Source organism: Pseudomonas sp. H1_D05 (assembly GCF_054682705.1).
Genome location: NZ_CP162825.1, coordinates 4,174,101 through 4,186,763 on the forward strand (window position 1 = coordinate 4,174,101; position 12,663 = coordinate 4,186,763).

Annotated in this window: 16 protein-coding genes; 13 read left to right on the top strand and 3 right to left on the bottom strand. The window is 57.4% G+C overall.

Translation table 11 applies throughout. The features are described 5' to 3' along the window. The first annotated feature begins 37 nt into the window (after nucleotides 1-37). Genes AB4O11_RS18825 through AB4O11_RS18850 form a run of 6 tightly spaced genes read left to right on the top strand, consistent with a single transcriptional unit; the run spans nucleotide 38 to nucleotide 5,991 of the window. Nucleotides 38-1,591 carry a sugar ABC transporter ATP-binding protein gene (locus AB4O11_RS18825; RefSeq protein WP_093432137.1) on the top strand — a complete coding sequence of 518 codons (1,554 nt, stop codon included), beginning with the start codon at nucleotides 38-40 and terminating at the stop codon, nucleotides 1,589-1,591. Then, nucleotides 1,588-2,565 carry an ABC transporter permease gene (locus tag AB4O11_RS18830; RefSeq protein ID WP_007913478.1) on the top strand — a complete coding sequence of 326 codons (978 nt, stop codon included), beginning with the start codon at nucleotides 1,588-1,590 and terminating at the stop codon, nucleotides 2,563-2,565. The genes AB4O11_RS18825 and AB4O11_RS18830 overlap by 4 nt, the downstream gene beginning before the upstream one ends. A gap of 3 nt (nucleotides 2,566-2,568) precedes the next feature. Further along, nucleotides 2,569-3,588 carry a LacI family DNA-binding transcriptional regulator gene (locus AB4O11_RS18835; protein WP_186624928.1) on the top strand — a complete coding sequence of 340 codons (1,020 nt, stop codon included), beginning with the start codon at nucleotides 2,569-2,571 and terminating at the stop codon, nucleotides 3,586-3,588. A 24-nt stretch (nucleotides 3,589-3,612) separates the two neighbouring features. Then, nucleotides 3,613-4,530 carry a ribokinase gene (gene rbsK, locus AB4O11_RS18840; RefSeq protein ID WP_460127843.1) on the top strand — a complete coding sequence of 306 codons (918 nt, stop codon included), beginning with the start codon at nucleotides 3,613-3,615 and terminating at the stop codon, nucleotides 4,528-4,530. Further along, on the top strand, nucleotides 4,527-4,931 hold the full coding sequence (rbsD, locus tag AB4O11_RS18845; protein WP_414926907.1) for a D-ribose pyranase: 405 nt from the start codon (nucleotides 4,527-4,529) through the stop codon (nucleotides 4,929-4,931). Before rbsK ends, rbsD begins: the two co-directional genes overlap by 4 nt. 31 nt (nucleotides 4,932-4,962) lie before the next feature. Continuing rightward, a complete protein-coding gene (locus tag AB4O11_RS18850) occupies nucleotides 4,963-5,991 on the top strand; it encodes a nucleoside hydrolase (protein ID WP_093432149.1) in 1,029 nt (342 codons plus the stop codon). Nucleotides 5,992-6,022: 31 nt separating this feature from the next. Here the strand turns inward: AB4O11_RS18850 and AB4O11_RS18855 are convergent, their stop codons facing one another. Beyond that, nucleotides 6,023-6,235 (bottom strand): hypothetical protein, encoded by a 213-nt coding sequence (locus AB4O11_RS18855; RefSeq protein WP_093432151.1) that lies wholly within the window; start codon nucleotides 6,233-6,235, stop codon nucleotides 6,023-6,025. Between the two features lie 130 nt (nucleotides 6,236-6,365). On the opposite strand from AB4O11_RS18855, the gene AB4O11_RS18860 reads away from it, so the two are divergent. Then, entirely contained in the window at nucleotides 6,366-6,671 is a 306-nt protein-coding gene (locus AB4O11_RS18860) for a hypothetical protein (protein ID WP_007913485.1), read from the top strand. Between the two features lie 176 nt (nucleotides 6,672-6,847). Further along, nucleotides 6,848-7,165, top strand: coding sequence for an I78 family peptidase inhibitor (locus AB4O11_RS18865; protein WP_093432154.1), 318 nt, complete (start codon nucleotides 6,848-6,850; stop codon nucleotides 7,163-7,165). 72 nt (nucleotides 7,166-7,237) lie between these two features. On the opposite strand, the gene AB4O11_RS18870 is transcribed toward AB4O11_RS18865, so the two are convergent. Together AB4O11_RS18870 and AB4O11_RS18875 are read right to left on the bottom strand one after the other, a co-directional pair. Beyond that, the gene (locus tag AB4O11_RS18870; protein WP_003179963.1) at nucleotides 7,238-7,450 is read right to left on the bottom strand and encodes a cold-shock protein; all 213 of its coding nucleotides are present in this window, start codon (nucleotides 7,448-7,450) and stop codon (nucleotides 7,238-7,240) included. A 288-nt stretch (nucleotides 7,451-7,738) separates the two neighbouring features. Beyond that, the gene (locus tag AB4O11_RS18875; protein ID WP_093432157.1) at nucleotides 7,739-8,041 is read right to left on the bottom strand and encodes a hypothetical protein; all 303 of its coding nucleotides are present in this window, start codon (nucleotides 8,039-8,041) and stop codon (nucleotides 7,739-7,741) included. A 372-nt stretch (nucleotides 8,042-8,413) separates the two neighbouring features. Here AB4O11_RS18875 and thrS point away from each other — a divergent pair, with 372 nt between their 5' ends. The 5 genes from thrS (at nucleotide 8,414) to pheS (ending at nucleotide 12,652) form a co-directional block, all read left to right on the top strand. Beyond that, nucleotides 8,414-10,336, top strand: a complete 1,923-nt coding sequence (thrS, locus tag AB4O11_RS18880) for a threonine--tRNA ligase (protein WP_007913488.1) — start codon at nucleotides 8,414-8,416, stop codon at nucleotides 10,334-10,336. After that, on the top strand, nucleotides 10,336-10,887 hold the full coding sequence (gene infC / locus AB4O11_RS18885) for a translation initiation factor IF-3 (RefSeq protein ID WP_171057393.1): 552 nt from the start codon (nucleotides 10,336-10,338) through the stop codon (nucleotides 10,885-10,887). The genes thrS and infC overlap by 1 nt, the downstream gene beginning before the upstream one ends. Before the next feature lie 60 nt (nucleotides 10,888-10,947). Beyond that, nucleotides 10,948-11,142, top strand: coding sequence for a 50S ribosomal protein L35 (gene rpmI, locus AB4O11_RS18890; RefSeq protein WP_002553160.1), 195 nt, complete (start codon nucleotides 10,948-10,950; stop codon nucleotides 11,140-11,142). A gap of 27 nt (nucleotides 11,143-11,169) precedes the next feature. Continuing rightward, nucleotides 11,170-11,526, top strand: a complete 357-nt coding sequence (gene rplT / locus AB4O11_RS18895; protein ID WP_007913489.1) for a 50S ribosomal protein L20 — start codon at nucleotides 11,170-11,172, stop codon at nucleotides 11,524-11,526. A 109-nt stretch (nucleotides 11,527-11,635) separates the two neighbouring features. Beyond that, nucleotides 11,636-12,652, top strand: coding sequence for a phenylalanine--tRNA ligase subunit alpha (gene pheS / locus AB4O11_RS18900; protein WP_003226365.1), 1,017 nt, complete (start codon nucleotides 11,636-11,638; stop codon nucleotides 12,650-12,652). The last annotated feature ends 11 nt before the right edge of the window (nucleotides 12,653-12,663 follow it).

The following is a 12,663-nucleotide window of genomic DNA, read 5'->3' on the forward strand; positions in this document are numbered from 1 at the left end:
GCGCTCGTCCGTCCGGGCGAGCGCATGGAGAGTTTTTATGTCAGTTTCCGCCCCGAACGCTGTCCTCTCGGTCAGCGGTATCGGTAAGACCTATGCGCAACCGGTGCTCACCGGCATCGATCTGACGCTGATGCGCGGTGAAGTGCTGGCGCTGACCGGCGAGAATGGTGCCGGCAAAAGTACCCTGTCGAAAATCATTGGCGGACTGGTCACGCCGACCACCGGCCAGATGCAATTCCAGGGCAAGGACTATCGTCCGGGCAGCCGCACCCAGGCTGAAGAGCTCGGCGTGCGTATGGTCATGCAAGAGCTCAATCTGTTGCCGACACTGTCGGTCGCGGAAAACCTGTTTCTCGACAACCTGCCAAGCAACGGCGGCTGGATCAGCCGAAAACAACTGCGCAAAGCAGCGATCGAAGCCATGGCGCAAGTCGGTCTCGACGCGATTGATCCGGATACGCTGGTCGGCGAGTTGGGGATCGGGCATCAGCAGATGGTTGAAATTGCCCGTAACCTGATTGGCGATTGCCATGTGCTGATTCTCGATGAGCCGACCGCGATGCTGACCGCACGTGAAGTCGAAATGCTGTTCGAGCAGATCACCCGGTTGCAGGCGCGCGGCGTTTCGATCATTTACATTTCCCACCGTCTCGAAGAGCTGGCCCGTGTCGCACAGCGCATTGCCGTGCTGCGCGACGGCAATCTGGTCTGTGTCGAGCCGATGGCCAATTACAACAGCGAGCAATTGGTTACGCTGATGGTCGGTCGTGAACTGGGCGAACACATCGACATGGGCCCGCGCAATATCGGCGCCCCGGCGCTGACTGTCACGGGTTTGAATCGCTCTGACAAAGTGCGCGATGTTTCATTCGAAGTCCGTGCCGGCGAGATCTTCGGGATTTCCGGATTGATCGGGGCAGGGCGCACAGAACTGCTGCGACTGATTTTTGGTGCGGACGTTGCCGACAGCGGCACCATCGCGCTCGGCTCCCCGGCCAAAGTGGTCAGTGTGCGCTCGCCGGTCGATGCGGTGCGCAACGGTATCGCGTTGATTACCGAAGACCGCAAGGGTGAAGGCCTGCTGCTGAGTCAATCGATCAGCGCCAACATCGCACTGGGCAACATGCCGGAAATCTCCAGTGGCGGTGTCGTCAACAATGGCGACGAGATCGCTTTGGCGCAGCGTCAGATCGACGCCATGCGCATCCGCAGTTCGAGTCCGACACAACTGGTTTCAGAGTTGTCCGGTGGCAACCAGCAGAAGGTCGTGATCGGCCGCTGGCTGGAGCGCGACTGTTCGGTGCTGCTGTTCGACGAGCCGACCCGTGGCATCGACGTCGGCGCCAAGTTCGACATTTATGCCTTGCTCGGCGAATTGACGCGCCAGGGCAAAGCGCTGGTGGTGGTGTCCAGTGATCTGCGTGAGTTGATGCTGATCTGTGACCGCATCGGCGTGTTGTCGGCCGGCCGGTTGATCGACACCTTCGAGCGCGACAGCTGGACCCAGGATGACTTGCTTGCCGCCGCGTTCGCCGGCTACCAAAAACGTGATGCGTTGCTCAATGAAGCGGCGCCTAGGGATCTCCCATGAAAACTGCATCTCCTGCCGGCAAACGTAGTGGCAACTTCTACGGTCTGGGCACTTATCTGGGCCTGGCCGGCGCCTTGCTGGCGATGATTGCGCTGTTCTCGGTCTTGAGCAGCCACTTTCTGTCCTATAACACCTTCAGTACGCTGGCCAACCAGATCCCTGATCTGATGGTGCTGGCGGTCGGCATGACCTTCGTGTTGATCATCGGCGGCATCGACCTTTCGGTGGGTTCGGTATTGGCGCTTGCCGCTTCGACGGTCAGCGTCGCCATTCTCGGTTGGGGCTGGGGCGTGTTGCCGTCAGCGTTGCTCGGCATGGCAGTGGCGGCACTGGCTGGCACCGTGACCGGTTCAATCACGGTGGCGTGGCGGATTCCATCGTTCATCGTCTCCCTGGGCGTGCTGGAAATGGCTCGGGGTCTGGCTTATCAGATGACGGGATCGCGCACCGCGTACATCGGTGATTCGTTTGCCTGGCTGTCGAACCCGATCGCGTTCGGCATCTCGCCATCGTTTATCATTGCTTTGCTGGTGATTATCATCGCTCAGGCCGTGTTGACCCGTACCGTATTCGGTCGCTACCTGATCGGCATTGGCACCAACGAAGAGGCGGTGCGCCTCGCGGGGATCAATCCGAAACCCTACAAGATTCTGGTCTTCAGCCTGATGGGGCTGCTGGCCGGTATCGCTGCGCTGTTCCAGATTTCCCGTCTGGAAGCCGCTGACCCGAATGCCGGTTCCGGTCTGGAGTTGCAGGTAATCGCAGCTGTGGTTATCGGTGGTACCAGCCTGATGGGCGGGCGTGGTTCGGTGATCAGCACATTCTTTGGCGTGTTGATCATTTCGGTCCTGGCGGCAGGTCTGGCGCAGATCGGTGCGACTGAGCCGACCAAACGAATCATCACCGGCGCCGTCATCGTGATCGCGGTGGTGCTCGACACTTATCGCAGTCAGCGCGCCAGTCGCCGGGGCTAAGAGATGGCAACGATCAAGGATGTGGCAGCCCTCGCGGGGATTTCCTACACGACGGTGTCGCATGTGGTGAACAACACCCGGCCGGTGAGTCGGGAGGTGCGGTTGAAAGTCGAGGCGGCGATCAAGAGCCTCGACTATGTGCCGAGTGCGGTGGCGCGCTCGCTCAAAGCCAAGACCACTGCAACCATCGGCCTGCTGGTGCCCAACAGTCTCAACCCGTATTTCGCCGAGTTGGCGCGGGGCATCGAGGATTATTGCGAGCGTAACGGCTATTGCGTGATCCTCTGCAACTCCGACGACAATCCCGACAAGCAGCGCAGCTATTTGCGCGTGTTGCTGGAGAAACGCATCGACGGTTTGATCGTTGCTTCCGCTGGCGGTGACAGCGGTCTGGCGCAGGGGTTGGCCGGGGTGAAAACGCCGATGGTCATCGTCGACCGAGGTCTGGATGGCGTCGATGCCGATCTGGTGCGTATCGACCACGAATACGGCGCTTACCTCGCGACCCGGCACTTGCTTGAGTTGGGGCACCGCGACATCGCCACCATCGGCGGCCCGGCCAGCACCAGTGTTGCGCAGATGCGTCTGGCCGGTTATTGCCGAGCGCTGAAAGAGGCGGGCGTTGACGTCCGTCAGGAGCGCATGCTGGAAAGCGATTTCACCAGTACTGGCGGGTACAACGCAGCGGCGATTCTGCTCGAGCGCAATCCGCCGAGCGCAATCTTTGCCGGTAACGACATGATCGGCATTGGTGTGCTGCGAGCGGCGGCGGAGCGCAATGTGCGCGTGCCGAGCGAGCTGTCGGTGATTGGTTTCGATGATATCCAGATGAGTCGTTACGTCTACCCGGCACTCACCACGGTGGGGCAATCAATCCTGCAACTGGGCGAGATGGCGGCCGAAGTGTTGCTGCGCAGGATTGCCACGCCGAGCCTGGGCACTGATCAACGGATCGTGACCCCGAGTATTGTCTTGCGCGAATCCACTGCACCGTTGTCCGGCGTGTTCACCGAATACCGCTGAAACCGAATTGACGAGTAATGATGTATGCCAGCAAATGTAGTGGTAATAGGCAGCCTGAACATGGATCTGGTGACCCGGGCGCCACGGCTGCCGGTCGGCGGCGAAACGTTGATCGGTCATTCGTTTGCCACGGTTTCCGGTGGCAAGGGCGCCAATCAGGCGGTGGCCGCAGCGCGTTTGGGCGCGCAGGTGGCGATGGTTGGCTGTGTTGGCAGCGACGATTATGGCGTGCAACTACGCAACGCCTTGTTGGCCGAACAGATCGATTGCCAGGCAGTGAGCATCGTCGATGACTCCAGTGGCGTGGCGTTGATCGTGGTCGATGACAACAGTCAGAACGCCATTGTCATCGTCGCCGGCGCCAATGGCGCCATGACGCCCGCAGTGATCGACCGGTTTGATGCGGTGCTGCAAGCCGCAGACGTGATCATCTGCCAGCTCGAAATTCCGGATGCCACGGTGGGGCATGCGCTCAAGCGTGCGCGCGCGCTGGGTAAAGTTGTCATCCTCAATCCGGCACCGGCCAGTCGTCCACTGCCGGCGGACTGGTTTGCGGCGATCGACTACCTGATCCCCAATGAGAGCGAAGCGACCGTGTTGAGCGGCTTGCCGGTGGACTCGCAGGAAACGGCAGAAAGTGCAGCCAGTCAGTTGATCGCCATGGGTGCGGGCAAAGTCATTATTACCCTTGGTGCGCAAGGCTCGCTGTTCGCCAATGGCCAAAGCTTTGAGCATTTCCCGGCGCCCAAAGTGAAGGCTGTCGACACCACGGCCGCAGGCGACACGTTCGTGGGTGGTTTCGCCGCTGCGCTGGCCAATGGCAAGTCCGAGGCCGAGTCGATTCGTTTCGGGCAGATCGCCGCCGCGTTATCGGTAACCCGCGCCGGCGCACAGCCGTCCATTCCAACCCTATCCGACGTACAGGCCTTTAAACCCGCATGAAAAAGACTCCTCTGCTCAACGTCGCATTGTCGCGGCTGATCGCGTCCCTGGGCCATGGCGACATGGTGGTCATTGGTGATGCCGGGCTGCCAGTGCCGCCGGGTGTCGAGCTGATTGATCTGGCGCTGACCCACGGTGTCCCGGATTTCGTCAGCACCCTGAAGGTCGTGCTCAGCGAGATGCAAGTGGAAAGCCATGCATTGGCCAAAGAAATCTTCGACAAGCAACCGACCGCGCTGAATACCCTGGAGCAGTTGAGTGAAGAGGGCGCTCTGGGCCGTCGTGATCTGCTCAGTCACGAGCAATTCAAGGTTCTCAGCCGACAGGCTCGGGCGATTGTTCGTACAGGGGAATGCCAGCCGTACTGCAACATCGTGCTGGTCGCTGGAGTCACCTTTTAACCTTTGATTTCACAAGCACAAGGAATGCGCCATGCAACGCTATGCTCAGAAACTGCATCAATTCATCCGGAGCCTGCTGCTTTTGTCCGTAATAACTGCCACCGGCGCCCAGGCGGCGGAAAAAATCGACCTGATCATCGACACCGACCCGGGTGCCGACGATGTGGTCGCCTTGCTGTTCGCCCTGGCCTCGCCGGACGAACTTAACATTCGCGCGCTGACCACCGTGGCCGGCAACGTGCGCCTCGACAAGACTTCGCGTAACGCACGACTGGCGCGCGAGTGGGCAGGGCGCGAGGACGTACCGGTTTATGCTGGCGCGCCGAAGCCGCTGATGCGCACACCGATCTACGCCGAGAACATCCATGGCAAGGAAGGCCTGTCGGGTGTCACCGTGCACGAACCGAAAAAGGGGCTGGCTGAAGGCAATGCGGTCAATTACCTGATCGATACCCTGAAAAAAGCCAAGCCGCACAGCATCACGATCGCCATGCTCGGTCCACAGACCAACCTGGCGCTGGCGCTGATCCAGGAGCCTGAAATTGTTCAGGGCATCAAGGAAGTGGTGATCATGGGTGGGGCGCACTTCAACGGTGGCAATATCACTCCGGTGGCGGAATTCAACCTGTTTGCTGACCCGCAAGCGGCTGAAGTGGTTCTGAAAAGCGGCGTGAAACTGACCTACCTGCCGCTGGACGTGACCCACAAGATTCTCACCAGTGATGCGCGCCTGAAACAGATCGCTGCGCTGAACAACAACGCGAGCAAGATTGTCGGCGACATTCTCAACGAGTACATCAAAGGCGATATGGAGCACTACGGTATTCCGGGTGGCCCGGTGCATGACGCCACCGTTGTGGCGTATCTGCTCAAGCCGGAACTGTTCACCGGTCGCTCGGTGAATGTCGTGGTGGATAGCCGTGAAGGGCCGACTTTCGGTCAGACCATCGTCGATTGGTACGACGGCCTGAAGGCGCCGAAAAACGCCTTCTGGGTGGAAAATGGCGACGCGCAAGGCTTCTTTGACTTGCTCACCGAACGCCTGAAACGTCTGAAGTAAGCCACTCGCCCGCAGGTGCCAGCCTGCGGGTTTACCCTTTCTCTGCGTGTTCGTGTTCGACCTGTTCGGTTGGGTAGCGCTCGAAAATCTGCTTGATGAATTGCTTGGCCGCTTCTGTGCCCAACTCTTTGACCAATAAATCGATACCAATCAGCGCAAGCTCCTCGGTGGTTCCCGGGCTGTAAGAGCTGTGTCCGTCTGCCCATTTGGCATTAATGGCGGCGTCGATGCTGATCGTGGTCATGAGAGCGCTCGAATAGTCGGAAGATCTTGGGTTTGAGTTAACCATTTTGTCGGGCATTTGGCACTGCGACTTAGGCATGAGCGGAGCGCTATGCGACACTTGGTCTTTTGAGGCTTCCAAGGATTGTGCTGTGCAGATCGATTTGAACACCCCTGACGGCCTGACGCTCGACGCGGTGCGCCAGTTGCTCGCCTCGGCCAGTGATGACGAACACACGCAGCTGCGCGTGACCAAGGGCGGTATCGCTTACATTTCCTCCGGCGTTACCGGTGGGCAGGATATCGACGGCTTGCTGTTTCGCCTGGAAACCTGGGCCAAGGGCTCGGGCTACGTGGGCAATGTCGCGGCCAGTGACGAGGTATGGGTGATGCAGATTTTCAATGCGCTGAAGGACAACTGGCCGAATCCGCCGTATGACTACATCGACGTCTATTGAGCGCCGTTAATATTCAGTCACGATTGATTGATGAAGTGACGCATGCCCCTCAGGCACACTCGGCGTTTTTCCGATCGTGGGGCAGGGTGATTGGTGATGGCCTTGGCTGTGAAACCAATCGCTTGAATGGCGGTCGCACGATCTCAGCTTAACCATTTTGAAAACAAGGAGGCTTCATGCCTTTGAAGTTCGCGACACTGGGTGCACTTATGGCCGCTGCCATGCTGGCCGGTTGCAGTACGACCTCCAGCGAGTCGGCAAAGGAATCTGCGGCAACCGAAGCTGGTCACAGCCGCTGTGAAGCATCGGCGGCGGAATTCGCCATTGGCAAGAAAGCTTCGCCAGAGCTTCTGGAGCAGGCGCGCAGCAAAGCCGGGGCGCAAAATGCCCGCTTCCTCAAGCCGAACGACATGATCACGCTTGAGTACCGCTCCGATCGCTTGAACCTGAACACCGACAACAATCTGGTGATCACTCGCGTCAACTGCGGCTGATCACGCGCCACTTTTGTTGCAGGCATAAAAAACCCCGTCACATGGACGGGGGTTTTTTAGTGCGCGCAGAAATTACTCTGGGCGAACCTGTGCAGCTTGCATACCCTTTTGGCCTTTCTCAGCCACGAAAGAGACGGTCTGGCCTTCTTTCAGGCTTTTGAAACCGTCGGATTCGATAGCTTTGAAGTGTACGAACAGGTCGTCACCGCCACCTTGAGGAGTGATGAAGCCGAAGCCTTTTTCATCGTTGAACCACTTAACGGTGCCGGTTTGGCGATTAGACATGGTGTATCTCCAAGAAACATATATTTTTCAGTACTGTGCTGCTCAGGCCAACTGGGCACACCCGGGTATCATAGTCGAAATGTTCGCTTTGGTAGCCCCCCGGACGTGCTGTTTGCCAATCAGTCGTGTTTTCTTTACTGCCTTTATCGGCTGAAGGCCCCGGTTTACAAGGCTTTTAGCGGAACGTAAAGACGATAAAAAAACCTGTAAAACCTGCATAAAACGTCTGAAAAGACGCAAATTCAGCCCTTTTCAAGGGCGCTGGGCCGAGTCAGGACGCTTTTTTTCTTACTTTTTCGCCGGAGTATTCGCCTTGCATTTGGCGATTTGGCCCAGCGCTTTCTGCTGCAGTTCAGGGGTGGCCTTGTTGTCCATCAGCGCCTGAATATCGGCGGCAGGATAGGACTTGATGGCATCAGCGCCACAAGCGCAGTGCGATTTGGCCGCGGCGGCACCAATTTGCGGAGTAGCCGCCTGGGTGCACTGCGCCATGTACTTCTCGCGCTCGCCCTTCGGCCAGTCGGCGTGGGCGCTCAGTGGCAGCAGCATAACGATAGGGGCGACTACGGCGAACAGGGTATTCAGACGCATGCGAGGATGCTCCTTGTGGGTCAATGTCTTGTTATCTGAGGGCTGAAAGGCCTATCAAGTTCAGCACTCTGGCATAAAAACAGACGATTTGCCTTCTGATCAAACAGAGGCATAAGTGACCGCTCATCTGTGCTAGCATGCCGGGCTCAAGCGTTCTCTGGCGCCGGATGACCTTCAGTCCCGGCAGCGGTCAACGTGCGAATATTTTCGATTTGAATCCCAGTCACTCTGGTTCGGTTTTCCGGTTGGCCGCAAGGCTCCTGCCGCTGTAAGGCAGGCGTTCGTCATTGAATGGCCTGGATCGGATCTTGTACTGGCTCATCCCAACCCACGTGACCTTTGGTAGGGGTCACCACTAGGAGAGGAGGCGCCATGCCAACTATTACTCTTCCCGACGGCAGTCAACGTTCATTCGATCACCCGGTTTCCGTAGCCGAGGTCGCCGCATCCATTGGTGCCGGTCTGGCCAAAGCCACACTGGCCGGCAAGGTCAATGGCCAACTGGTCGACGCCAGCGACATCATCAGCAGCGACGCGACCCTGCAAATCATTACGCCTAAGGATGAAGAGGGGCTGGAGATCATTCGCCACTCTTGCGCGCACCTGGTTGGCCACGCGGTCAAGCAGCTGTACCCGACTGCGAAAATGGTCATCGGGCCGGTCATCGACGAAGGCTTCTATTACGACATCGCCTTCGAGCGTCCTTTCACTCCGGACGACATGGCCGCTATCGAACAGCGCATGCAACAGCTGATCGAAAAAGATTACGACGTCATCAAGAAAGTCACTCCGCGCGCCGAAGTGATCGAAGTGTTCAAGGCTCGTGGCGAAGACTACAAGTTGCGCCTGGTCGAGGACATGCCGAACGAACAGGCCATGGGTCTGTACTATCACGAAGAATACGTCGACATGTGCCGCGGTCCGCACGTGCCGAACACGCGTTTCCTGAAATCCTTCAAGCTGACGAAGCTGTCCGGTGCCTACTGGCGCGGCGACGCCAAGAACGAGCAATTGCAGCGCGTTTACGGCACCGCTTGGGCAGACAAGAAGCAGCTGGCGGCTTACATCCAACGCATCGAAGAAGCTGAGAAGCGCGATCACCGCAAGATCGGCAAGCGTCTGGGCCTGTTCCACACCCAGGAAGAATCCCCGGGCATGGTGTTCTGGCACCCGAACGGCTGGACTCTGTACCAGGTGCTTGAGCAGTACATGCGCAAGATCCAGCGCGACAACGGCTACCTTGAGATCAAGACGCCGCAAGTCGTTGATCGCAGCCTGTGGGAGAAATCCGGTCACTGGGCCAACTACGCCGACAACATGTTCACCACTCAATCGGAAAACCGCGACTACGCGATCAAGCCGATGAACTGCCCGTGCCACGTGCAGGTGTTCAATCAGGGCCTGAAGAGCTACCGCGAGCTGCCGATGCGTCTGGCCGAGTTCGGTGCCTGCCACCGTAACGAGCCATCGGGTGCGCTGCACGGCATCATGCGTGTGCGTGCGTTCACTCAGGATGACGCCCACATCTTCTGCACTGAAGAGCAGATGCAGGCTGAATCCGCCGCATTCATCAAGCTGACCATGGACGTTTATCGTGACTTCGGCTTTACCGATGTCGAGATGAAACTGTCCACTCGTCCGGAAAAACGCGTCGGTTCCGACGAATTGTGGGATCGCGCTGAAGCTGCATTGGCTGCAGCCCTTGATTCTGCGGGCCTGCCGTACGATCTGCAGCCGGGTGAAGGTGCGTTCTACGGTCCGAAGATCGAGTTCTCGCTGAAAGACTGCCTTGGTCGGGTCTGGCAATGTGGTACTCTGCAGCTCGATTTTAACCTGCCTGTCCGTTTGGGCGCTGAATACGTCTCTGAAGACAACAGCCGCAAACACCCAGTGATGTTGCACCGTGCGATCCTCGGTTCCTTCGAGCGTTTCGTCGGGATTCTGATCGAGCACTACGAAGGTGCGTTCCCTGCGTGGCTCGCGCCAACCCAGGCGGTGATCATGAATATCACTGATAAACAGGCAGATTTTGTTGCAGAAGTTGAAAAAACTCTCAACGAAAGCGGATTTCGTGCCAAGTCCGACTTGAGAAATGAAAAGATCGGCTTTAAAATCCGCGAGCATACTTTGCTCAAGGTTCCCTATCTTTTGGTTATCGGAGATAAGGAAGTCGAGATGCAGACTGTCGCTGTGCGTACTCGTGAAGGTGCTGACCTGGGCTCGATGCCCGTCGCCCAGTTCGCTGAGTTTCTCGCGCAAGCGGTTTCCCGGCGTGGTCGCCCAGATTCGGAGTAATTATTATTAAGCGTGAAATGAGACAAGATAAACGAGCTGCACCGAAAGCCCCGATCAACGAGAATATCTCGGCACGCGAGGTTCGGTTAATTGGCGCTGATGGCGAGCAGATTGGCATCGTCTCGATTGATGAAGCGCTTCGTATTGCTGAAGAAGCAAAGCTTGATCTGGTGGAAATCTCCGCAGACGCAATCCCACCGGTTTGCCGTGTGATGGATTACGGCAAATCGATCTTCGAAAAGAAGAAGCAGGTTGCCGCGGCGAAGAAGAACCAGAAGCAGATTCAGGTAAAAGAAATCAAGTTTCGTCCAGGGACGGAGGAAGGGGATTACCAGGTAAAACTGCGCAACCTGGTACGTTTCCTGAGTGATGGGGACAGGGCCAAGGTATCCTTGCGATTCCGCGGCCGTGAGATGGCCCACCAGGAGCTGGGGATGGAACTCCTCAAGCGGGTTGAAGCTGACCTGCTCGAGTACGGTTCGGTCGAACAGCATCCTAAGATGGAAGGACGCCAGCTGATCATGGTCATCGCCCCGAAAAAGAAGAAGTAATCAACAGGGCACGGCAGGCCTTCTGATTATGTTTATCAACTGAATGCGGAGTATCCGAACATGCCAAAAATGAAAACCAAAAGTGGTGCTGCTAAGCGGTTTCTGAAAACTGCTAACGGTATCAAGCACAAGCACGCTTTCAAGAGCCACATCCTGACTAAAATGTCGACCAAGCGTAAGCGTCAACTGCGCGGTAGCAGCTTGCTGCATCCGTCTGACGTGGCAAAAGTCGAGCGCATGCTGCGCCTTCGTTAATTTAGTCAAGAATAGAGGAAGTAACTCATGGCTCGTGTAAAGCGTGGCGTCATTGCCCGTAAGCGTCACAAAAAAATTCTGAAACTTGCTAAAGGCTACTACGGCGCACGCTCCCGCGTATTCCGTGTTGCCAAGCAAGCGGTAATCAAGGCAGGCCAATACGCCTACCGTGACCGTCGTCAGAAAAAACGTCAGTTCCGCGCTCTGTGGATCGCTCGTATCAACGCTGGTGCTCGTGTTAACGGTCTGTCCTACAGCCGTTTCATCGCTGGCCTGAAAAAAGCGTCCATCGAGATCGACCGTAAGGTTCTGGCTGATCTGGCAGTGAACGAAAAAGCGGTGTTTGCTGCGATTGTCGAGAAAGCTAAAGCCACCTTGGCTTAAGTACCCCCGACAATCACCCGGCCTCACTTCCGTGGGGCCAGGTGGTAAACGTCTTAAATAGGGGAAGAGCCTTCAAGCTCTTCCCCTATTTTGTATCTGGAGTCTGTACATGGAAAACCTGGATGCGCTGGTCTCTCAAGCACTAGAGGCTGTGCAAAGCGCTGAAGATATCAATGCCCTGGAGCAAATCCGGGTTCAATACCTTGGCAAAAAGGGCGAATTGACTCAGGTGATGAAGACCCTGGGGAATTTGCCGGCAGAAGAGCGTCCGCAAGTCGGCGCCCTGATCAACGTTGCCAAGGAACGTGTCACAGGCGTACTCAATGCGCGCATGGCTCTGTTTGAAGAAGCCGAACTGGCTGCCAAACTGTCCGCCGAATCCATTGACGTGACGTTGCCGGGCCGTGGCCAGACCTCTGGTGGTCTGCATCCGGTGACCCGGACTCTGGAACGTGTTGAACAGTTCTTCACCCGCATCGGCTACGGCATCGCCGAAGGCCCTGAGGTCGAAGACGACTATCACAACTTTGAAGCGCTCAACATCCCAGGCCATCACCCGGCCCGGTCGATGCATGACACCTTCTATTTCAACGCCAACATGCTGCTGCGCACCCATACCTCGCCGGTACAGGTCCGCACCATGGAATCGAAACAGCCGCCGATTCGCATCGTCTGCCCAGGCCGCGTGTATCGCAGCGACTCCGATATCACCCACTCGCCGATGTTCCACCAGGTCGAAGGCCTGCTGGTTGATCGCGACATCAATTTTGCCGATCTCAAAGGCACCATCGAAGAATTCCTGCGGGTGTTCTTCGAAAAAGAGCTGGCCGTACGTTTCCGTCCTTCGTACTTCCCGTTCACCGAGCCGTCCGCTGAAGTCGATATGGAATGCGTGATGTGCAGCGGTAAAGGCTGCCGTGTCTGCAAGCAGACTGGCTGGCTGGAAGTGATGGGCTGCGGCATGGTTCACCCGAACGTGTTGCGCATGTCCGGCATTGATCCGGAAGAGTTCTCCGGTTTTGCTTTCGGCATGGGTGTCGAGCGTCTGGCCATGCTCCGTTACGGCGTGAACGACTTGCGTCTGTTCTTCGACAACGACTTGCGGTTCCTCGCGCAATTTCGCTAGTCGTAACGAAT